The following is a 15,738-nucleotide window of genomic DNA, read 5'->3' on the forward strand; positions in this document are numbered from 1 at the left end:
CGTCGCGGAAGGTTCGTCCGGGTACGGATCGGCCGAAAACGTGCCGCGGAGCAGGTGACGGGTCCTACGGTGTCCCTGGGAGAGACTCGGGGAGCTGGGAGGACGTCGTGCGACCCCTCGCCGCTGCGGTGTCCGGGCTGGTCCTCGGAGCCCTGCTTGTGGTCGTGCCGACGAGCGCGCAGGCCGACGACCCGGACGTCCGCGTCGACGGTGACGCGGTGGTCTACACCGATCCCGCCCTCGAGGACGAGGACACCATCCGGGTCCGCGGGGTGCTGCGCGACGTGGTGGTGGAGCACGGCCCCTCGGACCCGGCCACGGCGGCGGGTGCCGAGTCCGTGGAGCCGGTGGTCGTCACCGCCGACGGTCTGCACGTGCCGGTCTCGTTCGACGTCGAGGAGGTGGCGCCCGCCGGTTCGCCCGTGGTGGCCGAGCTGGTCGACGGCCCGGCGCTGGACTCCGCGCTCGAGGGCGAGCCCGAGCAGCCGGTCGAGGTCGCGGCCGCCTCGTTCACCACAGCGTCGGCCGCCACCTCGGTGCCGCACCGTGCGTACCTGGCGATCGTGGCCAACAGCGACGCGAGCGTGGCCGCCACCGCGACGGTGGAGAACCGGCTGGCCGCGGGCCTGCAGTGGTGGGCGACCGAGTCCGGGGTCTCGTTCACCCGAGCCGCGACGTCGCGCTACTCGTCCGGCCTCGCCGCCGGTGGGACCCGCTGCGGACTGGGCAGTCCGAACGCCCTGTGGAGCGAGGCGGCGCAGCAGTTCCCCACGGTCGACTTCAGCGCGCCGGGCAACCATCTCGTCGTGGTGGTCGGTGACGACTGCGACGGCACCGGTATCGGCACCCTGGGCGGCTCGATGGCCGACGGCGGGGCGACCACGTTGACGGAGAACCCGTCGGTGTTCACCGCGACCGTCGTGCACGAGCTCGGGCACAACGTGGGGCTCGAGCACGCGAACCTGGAGGGCGTCGAGTACTGGGACCTCTACAGCCCGATGGGCCTGGCGATCGTGGGGACGGGCCCGACGGCGCTCGACTCGGAGTACCGCGACCAGCTCGGGCTTGCGGACGCCGGTGAGCTCGAGGTCGTTCCCGCGGGCACGGCCGTCACGCGCACGGTGGTGGCACGGGGAGCACCCTCCGGACTGCGTGGGCTCGAGGTGCGTGCCGGGGCGACGAGCCACTGGGTGGAGTGGCGACCCGGCACGGGGCGCGACGCGCAGGGCTACTACCGCGAGGAGGTCGACGGCGCGTACGTCAGCTCGACCCGGAAGTACCCGCTCGGCGTCACCGTGAGCACGCGCGCGACCCAGGGCACGGGCATGACCTCGCTGCGTCCCCGCGTCTCGGGCAGCACCCGGTTCGGCGCCTGGAAGGTGGGCGAGACGTACACGTCGGGGTCCCTGACCGTCCGGGTCGACGCGATCACGGCGGAGGGCGCCACGGTCACCGTCGCCAACGGGGTGGTCCTGCCCGAGGTCCCGGGCTCGACGCCGACGATCACGGGCGTGCCCAAGGTGGGCGTCGTCCTGTACTCGAAGCCGGGCGTCTGGGCCGACGGCGCGTCGCTCTCCTACCAGTGGCGCGCCGACGGTGCCGTCATCCCCGACGCCACCCGCTCGGTCTACCGACCGACGGCGGCCACCCGCGGCAAGCGGATCACCGTGCGCGTGACGGGCACCCTGGCCGGACACCGAGCGACGGCGCGCACGTCGGCCTCGACCGCCACCGTCGCCTACGGGACGCTGACCACCTCGACCCCTCGCATCTCGGGCACGGTGAAGGTCGGCCGGAAGCTGACCCTGGTCCGGGGCACCTGGACGAGCGGCACGTCGTTCTCCTACCGCTGGTACGTCAACGGCAAGGCGATCAAGGGTGCGACGAAGTCGTCCTACACCCTCACCAAGAGCACGAAGGGCAAGCGGATCACGGTCAAGGTCACGGGCAGGAGGTCCGGCTACACCACGGTCACCCGCACGTCGGCGCGCACCTCCGTCGTGCGGTGAGCCCCGCGCGTCCGGTCATCGGCTGACGAGCGACCGCAGCCGGCGGGACGGGGCGCTCAGTCGGCCGCGGGCGGTCGCCGGTCGTGCCACGGGTCGGCCTCCTCGACCTGCGCACACAAGGAGAAGAGCGGTCCGTCCTCGCCCGGACGTCCGGCGAGCATGACGCCGACCGGCAGACCGTCGACCTCGGACAAGGGCAGGCTCGCTGCGGGGACCCCGGCCATGTTGTAGACGGCCGTGTAGGGCGTGAAGGCCAGCTCGCGGCGGTGGTCCTCCGCGGGGTCGCCGGACTCGGTGAACCACGCGACCGGCTGGGGAGGCAGGGCCAGGGTGGGCGTGAGCCAGGCGTCGAAGTCGGCCATCGACGTGACGACGTCGCGCGTGGTGGCCTCCAGGAACTGCATCGCGCGGGCCAGGTCGGCGGCGCTGTACGTGCGACCGCGCTCCAGCCAGTAGCGGGTGGTGCCGCGCAGCAGGTCGAGTCCTTCCTCCGGGATCGGTGCCGCCGCCATGCCGCTCGACCACACCACGTTGAACTGCGGCTCCAGCTCGGGCGGGAAGGGGTTCTCGACGTCGACCACCTCGTGGCCGAGCCCGCGCAGCACCTCGGTGGCGTGGTCCCAGGCCGCCACCGACCCCGCCGAGGCCTCGAGCCCGGGCAGGTACGGGTCGACCCAGCGAGCGATGCGCAGCCGACCCGGCCGTCGACCGGCCCAGGCGGCGAACGGCTCGACCGGGTCGGGGAGCGGTCGCAGGTCGCCGGGCATCGGGTGCGCCATGGCGTCGAGCAGGGCCGCCGCGTCGCGCACCGTGCGGGCGATCGGGCCGTCACCGGCGAGTCCGCTCCAGTCCGAGCCCACGGGCCCGGCGCTCACGCGTCCGCGGCTCGGCTTGAACCCGAACACCCCGCAGCAGCTCGACGGGATGCGGATGGATCCACCGCCGTCGCTGCCCTGGGCCAGCGGGACGAGCCGGGCGGCGACCGCCGCTGCCGCCCCACCGGAGGACCCGCCGGCCGTCCGGTCGAGGTCCCACGGCGTGCGCGCCGGCCCGACCACGTCGTTGTCGGTGTAGGAGGACAGACCCAGCTCGGGGGTGTTCGTCTTGCCCAGGCTGACGAACCCGGCCCGCTCCACGAGGGTGACCACGTGGGCGTCGACGTCGGGGACGTGGTCGGCCATGAGCCGCGAGCCGAGCGTGGTGCGCACACCGGCCGTCGACGTGAGGTCCTTGAACGCCGTCGGCACGCCGAGGAACGGCGGCACCGCGTCGGGCGCCGACGCCCGTCGGGTCGCGTCGGCGTCGCGTGCCGCCCGGAGGGCGCGCTCGTGGGTCACGGTCACGAAGGCACCGAGCGCGGCCCCGTGGTCGTCGATGCGGCGCAGGTGGTGCTCCACCAGCTCGAGCGACGTGGTCTCGCCGCGCGCGAGGGCGTCGGCCATGGCGTGGGCGTCGAGCTCGTGCAGCGCGGTCACCCGTCCAGCGTGCCACGGGTCGATCGGCTCGGGGACAATCGACGGCGTGGCCGTGCCGAAGGTGATCCTGTTCTACGTCTTCACGCCGCTGCCCGACCCCGAGGCGATCCAGGTGTGGCAGCGCCAGCTCGCGGGCTCGCTCGGTCTGCGCGGCCGGGTGATCGTCTCGCCGCACGGCATCAACGCCACGCTCGGCGGCGACCTCGACGTGCTCAAGAGGTACGTGCGGGGCCTGCGCGACTACGCGCCGTTCCGTGGCGCCGACGTCAAGTGGTCGGCCGGCCGCGCGCTCGACGACGGCGTGACCACGGCGCTCTTCCCGCGGCTGTCGGTCAAGGTGCGCGACGAGGTCGTCACCTTCGGCACCCCCGACGAGATCGAGGTGGACGAGCAGGGCGTCGTCGGCGGCGGCACGCACCTGACCCCCGCCCAGCTGCACGACCTCGTGGCCGAGCGCGACGACGTCGTGCTGTTCGACGGGCGCAACAGGATCGAGTCGGAGGTGGGCCGGTTCGCCGGTGCCGTCCGGCCCGACGTCGAGACCACCCGCGAGTTCGTGGAGCTGCTGGACTCCGGGGCGTACGACGACCTCAAGGACCGTCCGGTCGTCACCTACTGCACGGGCGGCATCCGGTGCGAGGTGCTCACCCCGCTCATGCGCAGCCGCGGGTTCAGCGAGGTGTACCAGCTCGACGGCGGCATCCACCGCTACGGCGAGACCTACGGCGACGGGGGTCTGTGGGAGGGGTCGATGTACGTGTTCGACGCGCGCACCACGGTCGAGTTCAGCCCCGACGCGACGGTGGTCGGACGCTGCGACACGTGCGGCGTCTCGAGCCGCGACGTCGTCGACTGCGCCGACCTGGCCTGCGTGCGGCAGATGGTGCGGTGCCCGTCGTGCGCGACGGCCTCGTCACGGTGCGTCGCGCACGCCTGAGGGTCAGGCCCAGGACCAGGACGCCAGGATGGAGTGGTCGACGTCGTCGCGCTCGGACTCCGACTGGTCCGCGTTGTGCGAGAACGTGATCACGTAGCCCGTCCCGTCGACGGTGAGCGTGTACTGGTCGACTCGGTACTCGTTGCCGTTGAGGTTGAACAGGCCCGTCGTGTGCACGGCCTCCTGGCCGTCGACGACGAACGGCTCGCGCACGGAGATCTCCGTGACGTCGGCCTGCTCCAGCGCGTTCGTGATGGCGTCCGCCAGGTCGTCGCCCTCGAGGCTCGTGATGGTGGGGTCGGTGACCACGTTGACGTTGTCGGCGAAGCCGTCCTTGTCGGTGGAGTCGAGCGCGAGGGTGATCGCGGTGCCCTGCAGGTCGGTGTTCTTCTTCCAGCCCTCCGGCACCGTGTAGCTGAAGCCGTCGGCCTCGATCGTGTCGCCGGAGGCGGGCTCGACGTCGGACGGGGCGGCCGAGGAGCTGCTCGACGCCGAGCTCGAGGCGTCGGCGCCGTCGGAGCCGCCGTCACCACCGCCGCAGGCGGCGAGCACCAGGGCGGCCACCGAGGCGACGAGGGCGGACCGGACGGGGAGGGACTCGAGACGGCGCATGCCCGGAAACCTAGCGGCGCCCGTGGGGCCTCGCACGTCCGGCCCTGGCGCGGCCTCAGCCGAGCTCGCCACCGTCCCAGTCGGGGTTGGACAGACGCCGCTGCATCGCGATGTTGAGGTCGCTCACGACGAGTGCCACCTGGCGGGCGACGAAGTCGTTCACCCGACGCTGCAGCGCCTCGGTGGGCTCGGGGTGGATCTCGTCGATGCGGACCTCGAGCCGGTGCCCCTCCGGCGAGCCCTCCATGGACTCGACGCCCTCGCGGACGACGAGGAGGTCGACGACGTCGGCGCCGCCGAGCGCAGGCCACACGGTGACCCGCAGACCGAGGCGCGCGGCCGTGGAGGTGCGGGACTGCACGACCACGCGCACGGTGACCGCGCCGGCAGCCGGTCGGCGGTAGCCGTCGGGCGGGCTGAGCTGCAGGGCGCCGTCGGTGTCGACGCCGATCTCGAACTCGTGCAGGAGCGGGCGACCGATCTGTCGCTCGGCGGTGGCGACCAGCAGGCCGCGCAGACGGCGCGCGCAGTCGTCGAGCTCGGCGTAGGAGAGACCACCGCGACCGGCGAGGAGGGGATCGACGTCGTCGGAGCTCATGCAGGCAGTATCGCGCACCCGAGATCAACCGGATGGTTGACAAGGCGAGGAGTGGCCGCCTACGTTGTGATCAACCGCATGGTTGAGAAAGGATCTCCGATGGCCGACCAGCTCTCGCAGGTGTTCGCGGCGCTCGCCGACCCGACCCGACGCGACATCGTCGCCCGGCTCGCCGTCGCCGACGCCACCGTGGGTGAGCTCGCCGAGCCCTACGACGTCAGCCTCCAGGCGGTCTCCAAGCACCTCAAGGTGCTCGAGGGCGCCGGGCTCGTCACCAAGGGTCGCGCGGCCCAGACCCGACCGGTCCGGCTGGAGGCGGAGGTGTTCGACCTCATGGAGAAGTGGATCGAGCGCTACCGGCGCCAGGCCGAGCAGCGCTACCAGCGGCTCGACGCCGTCCTGGCCCAGATGAACGACGACACCGCGAACGACGACACCGCGAACGACGGTTCCGCAGACCGCGGCACCACCACCGAAGGAGCAGCATCATGACCAGCACGCACCAGCAGCAGGCCGAGGCCACCATCGAGGCCGACCCCGCGGTCCCGGCCATCCACATCACCCGCGACTTCGCCGCCACCGCGTCCCAGCTCGTCATGGCGCACACCGACCCGGAGCTGTTCGTCCGGTGGATCGGACCCAACGGCTACGTGACGACGATCGACCACTGGGACGGGCGCACCGGCGGCAGCTACCGCTACGAGCACGCCGGACAGGGCTTCCACGGCTGCTTCCACCACGTGTCCGACGACCGGCTCGTCCAGACGTTCACGTGGGAGGGCATGCCCGAGGGCGTCTCCCTCGACACCATGACGTTCGAGGACCTGGGCGACGGCCGCACCCGGATGCACGCCACCAGCCTGGTCGGCTCGTTCGAGGCTCGCGACGGGATGCTCAGCAGCGGCATGGACGTCGGCATCCGCGACGGCTACGCCAAGCTCGACGCGCTCCTCGCCGACGGTGCCCTGGGGTGAGCGGACCTGGGGTGAGCGGCCCCGCCGACGACCACCGTCGCGTCGCTGCCGACTTCACGAAGTTCGTGGACGGCGTGAGCGACTGGGACGCACCCGCACCGGTGGAGGGGTGGGTGGCGCGCGACGTCGTGGACCACCTCGTCACCTGGTTCCCCGCCTTCCTCGCCGGTGGCGGCGTGGCGCTCGACGTCCCACCGACGGACGAACCCGACCCCGCCGGGGCTGTTGGCCGCCCACGGCCCGGTGGTTCCAGAGCCCCGTCGAAGGACACCCCCGCCGGGGCCTGGCGCGCCCACGCCGACGCGGTGCAGCGGCTGCTGGACGGTCCCGACGCCGACCACCCGTTCACCCACCCGCACGCCGGCAGCCACCCGCTCGACCAGGCGGTCGCGCAGTTCTACACGGCCGACGTCTTCATGCACACCTGGGACCTCGCGCGGGCGAGCGGCCAGGACGTCGACCTCGACGCGGACCGCTGCGCCGCCATGCTCGCCGGCATGCAGCCGATCGAGGAGATGCTGCGCGCGTCCGGCCAGTACGGTCCGGCCGTGCCGGTGCCCGCCGACGCGTCGGTCCAGGACCGGTTCGTCGCCTTCATCGGACGCGACCCCGCCTGGGCGCCCCCGGCGCGAGCCTGACCGCGACGCTGGATTTCCGTCGGCGCACCGGTGCACGATGGCAGCAGGACGATCCAGGAGTGCCCCATGGCCCAGCACACCACCAACAACACCGACACCTTCACCTCGGTCGCACCCGACTGCCCGGCCTCGGTCGCCGAGGTTCCACCGGAGCGCAAGGAGCCGAGCGTCGCGCGTCTGCAGTACGACATGCTCGTCGATGCGCCCTACCGCTACACGTCCGACGACGTCGTCCACCGCTCGCAGGGCGAGCGCCGCGGCATCGACCGCGACACGTTCTTCTCCAAGGGCCAGCCGTGCCTGCGCGCGTCCCCCTTGGTCAAGCGGTACGGCTGGGGCGTCCACCACGACGCCGAGGGTCGCGTCGCGCTCGTGGCCGTGGAGTCCGTCGAGTACGCCGCGTTCGCGGCCGACCCCGACCTGACGCAGGCCTCGGGCATGAGGTCGTCCCGCGCCTGAGCGATCGATGGTCCCGAGGTGCAACCTTGTGCGGGCGGAGTTGACTGGTGCCATGACCACGACGCACACCACGCTCGGCACCGCCTCGCCCCTCGACGTCTCCTCGCTCGGACTGGGCTGCATGGGGATGAGCGAGTTCTACGGCACCCGCGACGAGGCCGAGGCCACGCGCACGATCCACCGTGCGCTCGACCTCGGCGTCACCTTCCTCGACACGGCCGACATGTACGGCCCGTTCGTCAACGAGGAGCTGGTCGGTGCGGCCATCGCCTCCAGCGCCCAGGGACGCGACGCCGTCCAGCTCGCCACCAAGTTCGGCAACGAGCGCCTGCCCGACGGCACACGCCTCGGCGTCAACGGCAAGCCCGACTACGTGCGCTCCGCCTGCGACGCCTCGCTCCAGCGGCTCGGGGTCGACACGATCGACCTCTACTACCAGCACCGCGTCGACAAGACCGTCCCCATCGAGGAGACCGTCGGCGCCATGGCCGAGCTCGTGCAGGCCGGCAAGGTGCGCCACCTGGGCCTCTCGGAGGCGTCGGCCGAGACCATCCGTCGGGCCCACGCCGTGCACCCCATCACCGCGCTGCAGACCGAGTACTCCCTGTTCACGCGTCACCTCGAGGACGAGATCTGGGGGGTGCTGAGCGAGCTCGGCATCGGCCTGGTGCCGTACTCGCCGCTCGGGCGTGGCCTGCTCACCGGCGCCATCACCGCCGAGTCCGACCTGGAGGAGGCCGACTCGCGCACCACGTCGTACTTCCCGCGGTTCCAGGGTGAGGCCCTCGAGGCCAACCTGAGGCTCGTCGCGAGGATCCGCGAGATCGCCGAGGGTCTGGGCTGCACGCCGGGCCAGCTGGCGCTCGCCTGGGTGCTGAGCCGCTCGGGCCGCGACGGCGTGGGCGTGGCGCCCATCCCCGGCACCAAGCGCGTGGCCTACCTCGAGGAGAACGCGGGCGCGCTCGAGGTCGAGCTCACCCCCGACCTCGTGGCCGACCTGGAGTCCGCGGTCCCGCGCGACGCCGTCCAGGGCGACCGCTACGGCGACCTGTCCAGCATCGACGCGTGAGGACCTCATGACTGCCACCACCCCCGCCCCCGACATCACCACCGTGGGGGCGCTCCGCGCCTCCGGCCACGTGCACCGGCCGCTGCGTGTGGAGATCCGCGACAACCTGCTCGCGGCCCTCGCCGAGGGTCGTGACCCGTGGCCGGGTCTGCACGGCTTCGAGGACACCGTGATCCCCCAGCTGGAGCGCGCCCTCATCGCCGGCCACGACGTCGTGCTCCTCGGCGAGCGCGGCCAGGGCAAGACCCGCATCCTGCGCACGCTCGTCGGTCTGCTCGACGAGTGGACGCCGGTCATCGACGGGTCCGAGCTGGGCGAGCACCCCTACGAGCCGATCACCGTCGCCAGCCTCCGACGCGCCGAGGAGCTGGGCGACGAGCTGCCCGTCCGGTGGCGCCACCGCGACGACCGCTACGCCGAGAAGCTGGCCACGCCCGACACGAGCGTGGCCGACCTCATCGGCGACGTCGACCCGATGAAGGTGGCCGAGGGGCGCAGCCTCGGTGACCCCGAGACGATCCACTTCGGGCTCATCCCGCGCAGCCACGGCGGCATCGTGGCCATCAACGAGCTGCCCGACCTCTCCGAGCGCATCCAGGTGGCCATGCTCAACGTGATGGAGGAGCGGGACATCCAGATCCGCGGCTACGTGCTGCGGCTCCCGCTCGACGTCCTGGTGGTGGCCAGCGCCAACCCCGAGGACTACACCAACCGTGGTCGCATCATCACGCCGCTGAAGGACCGGTTCGGTGCCGAGATCCGCACCCACTACCCCACGCAGCTGGTCGACGAGATCGCCGTGATCAAGCAGGAGGCCGACCTCGTCGCCACCGTCCCCGACCAGCTGGTCGAGGTGCTCGCCCGCTTCACCCGCGCGCTGCGCGAGTCGTCGGCGGTCGACCAGCGCAGCGGCGTGAGCGCCCGGTTCGCCATCGCCGGGGCCGAGACCATCGCGGCCGCGGCGCTGCACCGCGCCACCCGGCAGGGCGAGCCGGACGCCGTCCCCCGCCCGGTGGACCTGGAGACCGCCGTCGACGTGCTCGGCGGCAAGATCGAGTTCGAGTCCGGCGAGGAGGGTCGCGAGGACCTCGTCCTCGACCACCTCCTGCGCACCGCCACCGCGGAGACCGTCCGCGGGCTGTTCACGGGCATCGACTTCGGGCTGCTGGTCGAGGCGCTCGAGGGCGGTTCCCTCGTGGCCACCGGCGAGCAGGTCAGCGCCCGCGACTTCCTGGCCGGCCTGCCCGTGCTGGGCGAGTCCGACCTCTACGACCAGGTCTGCGACCGGGTCGGCGCAGGGGTCGAGGGCGGGGGCAACGACGGTGAGCGCGCCGGCGCGATCGAGCTGGCCCTCGAGGGACTCTTCCTGGCCCGCCGCATCAGCAAGGACACCGCCGGCGGCGAGACGGTCTACGGGTGAGGCCGTGAGTCGCCAGAACCGTCGGTTGTCCCGTGCTTCCCGGTACGGAGCGTACGTCGACGGCCCCGACCCGCTGGCCCCGCCGGTCGACCTCAGCGAGGCGCTCGAGGCCATCGGCGAGGACGTCATGGCCGGGTACTCGCCCGACCACGCCCTGCAGGAGTTCCTGCGCCGTGGAGGCGCCGACCAGCGCGGCCTCGACGACCTGGCCCGGCGCGTGGCGGAGAAGCGTCGCGAGATGGTGCAGAAGCACAACCTCGACGGCACGCTGCGCGAGGTCCAGGAGCTGCTCGAGCGGGCCGTCCTGGAGGAGCGCAAGCAGCTCGCGCGCGACGTCGACCTCGACGACGGCGAACGTGCGCTGTCCGAGCTCACCCTCGACAACCTGTCGCCGTCGCCGTCCGCCGCCGTGAGCGAGCTCAACGGCTACGACTGGAAGAGCTCCCAGGCGCGCGAGGACTTCGAGCGCATCAAGGACCTCCTCGGTCGTGAGCTGCTCGACCAGCGCTTCGCCGGCATGAAGAACGCGCTCGAGAACGCCACCGACGCCGACCGCGAGGCGGTCAACGAGATGCTCGACGACCTCAACGGGCTGCTCGAGAAGCGTCAGCAGGGTGTGGACACCCAGCAGGACTTCGACGACTTCATGGCGCGCCACGGCGAGCACTTCCCGGAGAACCCGTCGAACCTCGACGAGCTGCTCGACACGATGGCCCAGCGGTCCGCCGCGGCCCAGCGGATGCTCAACTCCATGACGCCGGAGCAGCGCCAGGAGCTCATGCAGATGTCGGCGCAGGCGTTCGGCTCGCCCCAGCTGATGGAGGCGCTCGACCGGCTCGACGGCAACCTCCAGTCCCTGCGTCCGGGCGAGGACTGGGGCGGCTCGACCCCCATGGACGGCGAGCAGGGGATGGGTCTGGGTGACGGCACGGGCGTCTTCCAGGACCTCGCCGACCTCGACGCCCTGGCCGAGCAGCTGGCCCAGTCCTACCGCGGGTCGAACCTCGACGACGTCGATCTCGACGCGCTCTCGCGCCAGCTCGGCGACGTGGCCTCGGTGGACCTGCGCACGCTCAAGGAGCTGGAGAAGGCGCTGCGCGACTCCGGTGTGGTTCAACGCGGCACCGACGGTGCCCTCCGGCTGACCCCCAAGGCCATGCGCCAGCTGGGCAAGGCGCTGCTGCGCGACGTGGCGGAGTCGATGTCGGGTCGCCAGGGTCAGCGCGACACCCGCCATGCCGGTGCGGCCGGCGAGCGGTCGGGCGCCACCCGCGAGTGGGCCTTCGGCGACACCGAGCCGTGGGACGTCACGCGCACGGTCACGAACGCGGTGGTGCGCACGGTCAGCGAGGGCGGGACCGCGGCGTCCATGGCCCGCGACGGGGTGCGGCTGCAGATCGGCGACGTCGAGGTGCAGGAGACCGAGGACCGCACGCAGGCCTGCGTGGCCCTGCTCGTGGACACCTCGTTCTCGATGGCCATGGACGGCCGGTGGGTGCCCATGAAGCGCACGGCGCTGGCGCTGCACACCCTCATCAGCACCCGGTTCCGCGGCGACGCGCTCGAGCTCATCTCCTTCGGGCGCCACGCCGAGTCGATGCAGATCGAGGAGCTGACCGCGCTCGACGCGCAGTACGCGAAGGGCACCAACCTGCACCACGCCCTGCTGCTGGCCAACCGGCACTTCCGCAAGCACCCGAACGCCCAGCCGGTGCTGCTGATCGTGACCGACGGCGAGCCCACGTCGCACCTGGAGTCGTCGGGCGAGGTGTTCTTCAGCTATCCGCCCCACCCGGTCACGATCGCGCTGAGCGTGCGTGAGCTGGAGGCGTCCATGCGCCTGGGCGCGAAGACCACGTTCTTCAGGCTGGGGGAGGACCCGGGCCTGGCCCGCTTCATCGACCAGATGGCGCGCAAGGTCGATGGCACCGTCGTGGCGCCGGAGCTCGACGACCTCGGCGTCGCGGTCGTGGAGTCCTACCTCGGCTCCCGCCGCGGTGGCGGTGGTGGTGGCGCTGGTTTCGACGGCGGCTTCGGTGGTTGGCCGGGTCGGGGCTTCTGGGCCGGCTGACCCGCGACCCGCGACGGACCCGGAGAGGATGGGACCGTGCCCCAGACCATCGAGCTGACACTCGACGAGGAACTCGACGCCGCTGTCCGCGGGGAGTGGGACCTGCTGTCGGCGGCGGGGCTGCCGAGCCAGGCGCTGCACCTGGGGCTCACGAACGCCCCGCACGTCACGCTGGGTGTCGCGTCGGCGCTGAGCCGGGCGACGATCGAGCGCCTGGCCGACGTCGAGCTGCCCGGCCAGGTCCGGCTCGGGGGGCTGCTGGTGTTCAGGGGACGACGCTCCGCCGTGGTGTCGCGCGCGGTGATCCCGAGCGCGGCCCTGCTGGCCACCCACGCGGCCGTCGACGCGGTCATGGTCGACGCGCCCGGCCGGCCCGACCTCACGCTGCCCGGCCGCTGGACGCCGCACGTCACGCTCACCCGTCGTCTCGACGACGAGCAGCTCGCGCACGCCCTCGACCTCCTGACCGGCGTCCCGCGCGAGCTCGTCGGCGCTCCTGCCGCCCTGCGCCACTGGGACTCCGACGCGAAGGCGGTCCACGTCCTGCGGTCACGCGGCGACGCGTGAGGACGAGTGCGGCCCGGCGCCTCGCCGGGTGAAGGGCGAGAGGCCGAGCCGGCGATCGCGGGCCCGGGCGACCGGGCTCGTGCCTACTGAGCGGCGTACCCGCCGTCGACGAGGTGGTAGCTGCCCGTCACGAACGTGGCCGCGTCGGAGGCGAGGAAGGCCACGAGCGACGCGACCTCCTCGGGCGTGCCGAGTCGGCCCGTCGCGTGCTTGGCGGCGAGGGCGGCCTGCGTCGCGTCGTCGAGGTTGGCCTCGAGCAGCGGGGTGCTGATGAAGCCGGGGCCGACGACCGTCACGCGGACCCCGTCGGCGCTGTGCTCGAGTGCGGCGTTCTTCGTCAGGCCGACGAGTGCGTGCTTCGTGGTGACGTAGGCCGAGGACCCGGCGATGCCGACGGAGCCGAGCACCGATCCCATGTTGACGATCGCGCCGCCGCCGGCGGCCGTGATGGCAGGGATCTGGGCACGCATGCCGTAGAAGACGCCGTTGAGGTTGACGCCGACGACCTTCTCCCAGCTGTCGACGGGGTAGCTGCCGACGGGCTCGGCGGCACCGCCGATGCCGGCGTTGTTGACGGCGATCCGCAGGGGTGCCATCTCCTGTGCTGCCGCGACGGCGGCCTGGGCGACCGTGGGGTCGGCGGCGTCGCCGACGAAGGCGCGGGCGGTGCCGCCGGTGGTCTCGATCTCCTTCACGACCTGGTCGGCCGAGTCCTGTCGCAGGTCGTGGACGAGCACCGAGGCTCCGTTCGCGGCGAGCAGCAGGGCCACGGACCGGCCGATTCCGGAGCCGGCGCCGGTCACGATCGCGGAACGGTCCGCAACGTCGTAGGTGGCCATGATGTCCTCACTCTCTGTCCGACACCTGTCGGACAACTCTCATCCTACAACTGTCGGATAGACTTGCCCAGCACTGTGACGAACGAGACCGGGACCGGTCTCGGCGACATCGGTCAGGAGGGGTCGGATGGATGCGAGAGCCCGACGCAGCCGCGACCGGCTGTTCGCTGCCGTCCTCGCCCTCGCGGCGGAGACGCCGGTCGAGCAGCTGAGCGTCACCGAGGTGGCGCGCCGTGCCGACGTGCATCGCTCGACGTTCTACGAGCACGCGTCCACGCCGGACGGGCTGCTGCGTGCCGCGCTCCTGGCCGAGCTCGACGGCCTGCGCGCCGATCTCCTCCACGACCCCGGCCGAGGCACCGACGCGGCCGTGGTGGAGACGACGCGACGGGTCCTGGAGCACGTCCTGAGGCACCTGCCCGTGTACCGCCGTGGCCTGGCCGACGACGCGGGAGCCGGAGGTCTGCACGCCATGCTCGGGGAGCACTTCCTCGGGTCGTCGCGCCAGCTGCTCGAGCAGGGCCGTCTCTCGCTGCCCACCGACGTCCCCGGTTCCGACCCGGACGTCGTCGCCGACGCGGCCCTGCGTCTCATCGCTCTCGGGACGGTCGGCGTCATCCATTCCTGGATCGACCTCCCCGACCCGGACGCGGCGGCCTTCACGGCGATCTACGGGCGGCTCGTGCCGGACTGGTGGTCGCAGCTCGACCGATGACCGAGCGGTGCGGGTCCGCTCCCCGAGCGTGGATCCCCGAGCTCGTCGAAGGGTCGTGGGGCCGTCCCGTTCCCCGAGCTCGTCGAGGGGCTGACACCTCGACAAGCTCGGCGACCCTGACCTCGCCCGAGCCCCCCGGTGGTCGAGCACCTCCCCAAGCCACTTGGTGGTCGAGTGCCTCCACGAGCGCCAGCGAGGGGAGGTGTATCGAGACCACTCCAGGCGGCTCAGCGGCGGCTGGGCAGCACCAGTGCCCCGACCGATGGGTCGGGGTGTCGTGGTCACGTGGTTCAGGGTCGCCAACGCTGGTTTCGTTGCCAGGTGTCGGATCCGGGGAGCTTCCACTCGACGTGGCCGTCGTCGGGGTTGATCCGCCCGATCCAGCCTTGCTCGTGGGCTCGTGGGCTCGGTGGTGGTGGAAGGGGCACAGGAGTGCGCCGTCGCGGATGTCGGTGGTCTTGGAGATGGCGTAGGGGTTGAGGTGGTGGGCTTCGGTCCATCTGGCGTCTCGGTCGCAGCTGTCGGGTGCGGTGCAGCCGCCGTCGCGCTTCTCCATCGCCCGCCGGGATGACCGGTTGAATCCCCCGCGGCTACGCCCCTTGTGCGGGGGTGCCCCCATTCCGGTTCGCTGATCCGAGGTCGAGAGGGAGGGGCTTGCCATCGAGAACCATCGGGACGATCTGCGCGGAGCAGGCGAGCGGGCGGGCCTCGCCGGCGCTGATGCGAGTGCCGTCCGAGAGGCCGGCGGCCTTGAGGCCACCCATCAGGGTGTCCAGGTCGAGGTTCACGGTCACGACGGCGGACACGCCACCGTTGGACGGGAGGCGGTCGGCCGGGAGGTGCTCGATGAGGGTGGCGAATGCGTGCCCAAGGCGCTGGGGGTAGGTCTGACCGAATCCCACCTCGTCCATCTCGCCGGTGGCGGCGTTCACGGTCCCGACCTTCTGGTGCGGTGCTGCCAACGCGTCGAGGGCGGTCTTGAGCATCGCTCCCTGTGCTCCTGTCCCGGTTCGGGGTCCGTCGCCGTCGGCTGCGGCCTTGCGGGCCTTCTCGAGCACGCGTGCGGCGGCCACCTTGTGGGCGGCGACCTGGGACTCCAGGCGACCAAGCTCACCGATCAGTCGGCGGACCTCAGTGGTCTCCAACCCGTCCCACGCGGCCGTGGGGACTGCGGAGAACGCCTCACGAGCAGAGCGCACGCACGCCGGCACCGGGTGGGTGTCGAGTGCGGCGACGCTCATGCTTCCTCCTGCTAGTCTACCTCCATGCTAGAGGGCAGATCGGACAAGAAACAAGTATGCGTTCGAATGCATGACGGAGGTCCCGACCACCCCGGGACCTCAGCCACGCCGATG

16 protein-coding genes are annotated in these 15,738 nt (G+C 72.2%); 11 read left to right on the top strand and 5 right to left on the bottom strand.

Translation table 11 applies throughout. The annotated features are described in order from the left end of the window. Positions 1 to 107 precede the first annotated feature (107 nt). Positions 108 to 2,009 carry a zinc-dependent metalloprotease family protein gene (locus NUV38_RS08300; protein WP_257728672.1) on the top strand — a complete coding sequence of 634 codons (1,902 nt, stop codon included), beginning with the start codon at positions 108 to 110 and terminating at the stop codon, positions 2,007 to 2,009. 56 nt (positions 2,010 to 2,065) lie between these two features. Here NUV38_RS08300 and NUV38_RS08305 read toward each other — a convergent pair whose 3' ends face one another. Next, positions 2,066 to 3,484 (bottom strand): amidase, encoded by a 1,419-nt coding sequence (locus NUV38_RS08305; protein WP_257728673.1) that lies wholly within the window; start codon positions 3,482 to 3,484, stop codon positions 2,066 to 2,068. 46 nt (positions 3,485 to 3,530) lie between these two features. On the opposite strand from NUV38_RS08305, the gene NUV38_RS08310 reads away from it, so the two are divergent. Continuing rightward, positions 3,531 to 4,421 (top strand): rhodanese-related sulfurtransferase, encoded by an 891-nt coding sequence (locus NUV38_RS08310; protein ID WP_257728674.1) that lies wholly within the window; start codon positions 3,531 to 3,533, stop codon positions 4,419 to 4,421. Between the two features lie 3 nt (positions 4,422 to 4,424). On the opposite strand, the gene NUV38_RS08315 is transcribed toward NUV38_RS08310, so the two are convergent. After that, entirely contained in the window at positions 4,425 to 5,033 is a 609-nt protein-coding gene (locus tag NUV38_RS08315) for a hypothetical protein (RefSeq protein WP_257728675.1), read from the bottom strand. Positions 5,034 to 5,088: 55 nt separating this feature from the next. Beyond that, entirely contained in the window at positions 5,089 to 5,631 is a 543-nt protein-coding gene (locus NUV38_RS08320; RefSeq protein ID WP_257728676.1) for a hypothetical protein, read from the bottom strand. Between the two features lie 99 nt (positions 5,632 to 5,730). On the opposite strand from NUV38_RS08320, the gene NUV38_RS08325 reads away from it, so the two are divergent. From NUV38_RS08325 to NUV38_RS08360, 8 genes are all read left to right on the top strand, one after another. Continuing rightward, a complete protein-coding gene (locus NUV38_RS08325; RefSeq protein ID WP_257728677.1) occupies positions 5,731 to 6,123 on the top strand; it encodes a helix-turn-helix transcriptional regulator in 393 nt (130 codons plus the stop codon). Beyond that, a complete protein-coding gene (locus tag NUV38_RS08330) occupies positions 6,120 to 6,605 on the top strand; it encodes an SRPBCC family protein (RefSeq protein ID WP_257728678.1) in 486 nt (161 codons plus the stop codon). The genes NUV38_RS08325 and NUV38_RS08330 overlap by 4 nt, the downstream gene beginning before the upstream one ends. A gap of 11 nt (positions 6,606 to 6,616) precedes the next feature. Continuing rightward, positions 6,617 to 7,243 (top strand): maleylpyruvate isomerase family mycothiol-dependent enzyme, encoded by a 627-nt coding sequence (locus tag NUV38_RS08335; RefSeq protein WP_257728679.1) that lies wholly within the window; start codon positions 6,617 to 6,619, stop codon positions 7,241 to 7,243. Between the two features lie 66 nt (positions 7,244 to 7,309). Continuing rightward, a complete protein-coding gene (locus NUV38_RS08340; RefSeq protein WP_257728680.1) occupies positions 7,310 to 7,702 on the top strand; it encodes a DUF6157 family protein in 393 nt (130 codons plus the stop codon). A gap of 52 nt (positions 7,703 to 7,754) precedes the next feature. After that, positions 7,755 to 8,771 (top strand): aldo/keto reductase, encoded by a 1,017-nt coding sequence (locus tag NUV38_RS08345; protein WP_257728681.1) that lies wholly within the window; start codon positions 7,755 to 7,757, stop codon positions 8,769 to 8,771. A gap of 7 nt (positions 8,772 to 8,778) precedes the next feature. Then, the gene (locus tag NUV38_RS08350) at positions 8,779 to 10,191 is read left to right on the top strand and encodes an AAA family ATPase (RefSeq protein ID WP_257728682.1); all 1,413 of its coding nucleotides are present in this window, start codon (positions 8,779 to 8,781) and stop codon (positions 10,189 to 10,191) included. A gap of 4 nt (positions 10,192 to 10,195) precedes the next feature. Further along, complete coding sequence (locus NUV38_RS08355) at positions 10,196 to 12,262, top strand: VWA domain-containing protein (RefSeq protein WP_257728683.1); 2,067 nt, start codon at positions 10,196 to 10,198, stop codon at positions 12,260 to 12,262. A 36-nt stretch (positions 12,263 to 12,298) separates the two neighbouring features. Continuing rightward, the gene (locus NUV38_RS08360; RefSeq protein WP_257728684.1) at positions 12,299 to 12,829 is read left to right on the top strand and encodes a 2'-5' RNA ligase family protein; all 531 of its coding nucleotides are present in this window, start codon (positions 12,299 to 12,301) and stop codon (positions 12,827 to 12,829) included. An 83-nt stretch (positions 12,830 to 12,912) separates the two neighbouring features. Here the strand turns inward: NUV38_RS08360 and NUV38_RS08365 are convergent, their stop codons facing one another. Next, positions 12,913 to 13,668 carry an SDR family NAD(P)-dependent oxidoreductase gene (locus NUV38_RS08365; RefSeq protein WP_257728685.1) on the bottom strand — a complete coding sequence of 252 codons (756 nt, stop codon included), beginning with the start codon at positions 13,666 to 13,668 and terminating at the stop codon, positions 12,913 to 12,915. Positions 13,669 to 13,795: 127 nt separating this feature from the next. Here NUV38_RS08365 and NUV38_RS08370 point away from each other — a divergent pair, with 127 nt between their 5' ends. Continuing rightward, a complete protein-coding gene (locus NUV38_RS08370) occupies positions 13,796 to 14,383 on the top strand; it encodes a TetR/AcrR family transcriptional regulator (protein WP_257728686.1) in 588 nt (195 codons plus the stop codon). A gap of 590 nt (positions 14,384 to 14,973) precedes the next feature. Here NUV38_RS08370 and NUV38_RS08375 read toward each other — a convergent pair. Continuing rightward, on the bottom strand, positions 14,974 to 15,624 hold the full coding sequence (locus NUV38_RS08375) for a hypothetical protein (protein WP_257728687.1): 651 nt from the start codon (positions 15,622 to 15,624) through the stop codon (positions 14,974 to 14,976). Positions 15,625 to 15,738 lie beyond the last annotated feature (114 nt).

The organism is Aeromicrobium sp. 50.2.37 (assembly GCF_024655735.1).
Classification (GTDB): domain Bacteria; phylum Actinomycetota; class Actinomycetes; order Propionibacteriales; family Nocardioidaceae; genus Aeromicrobium.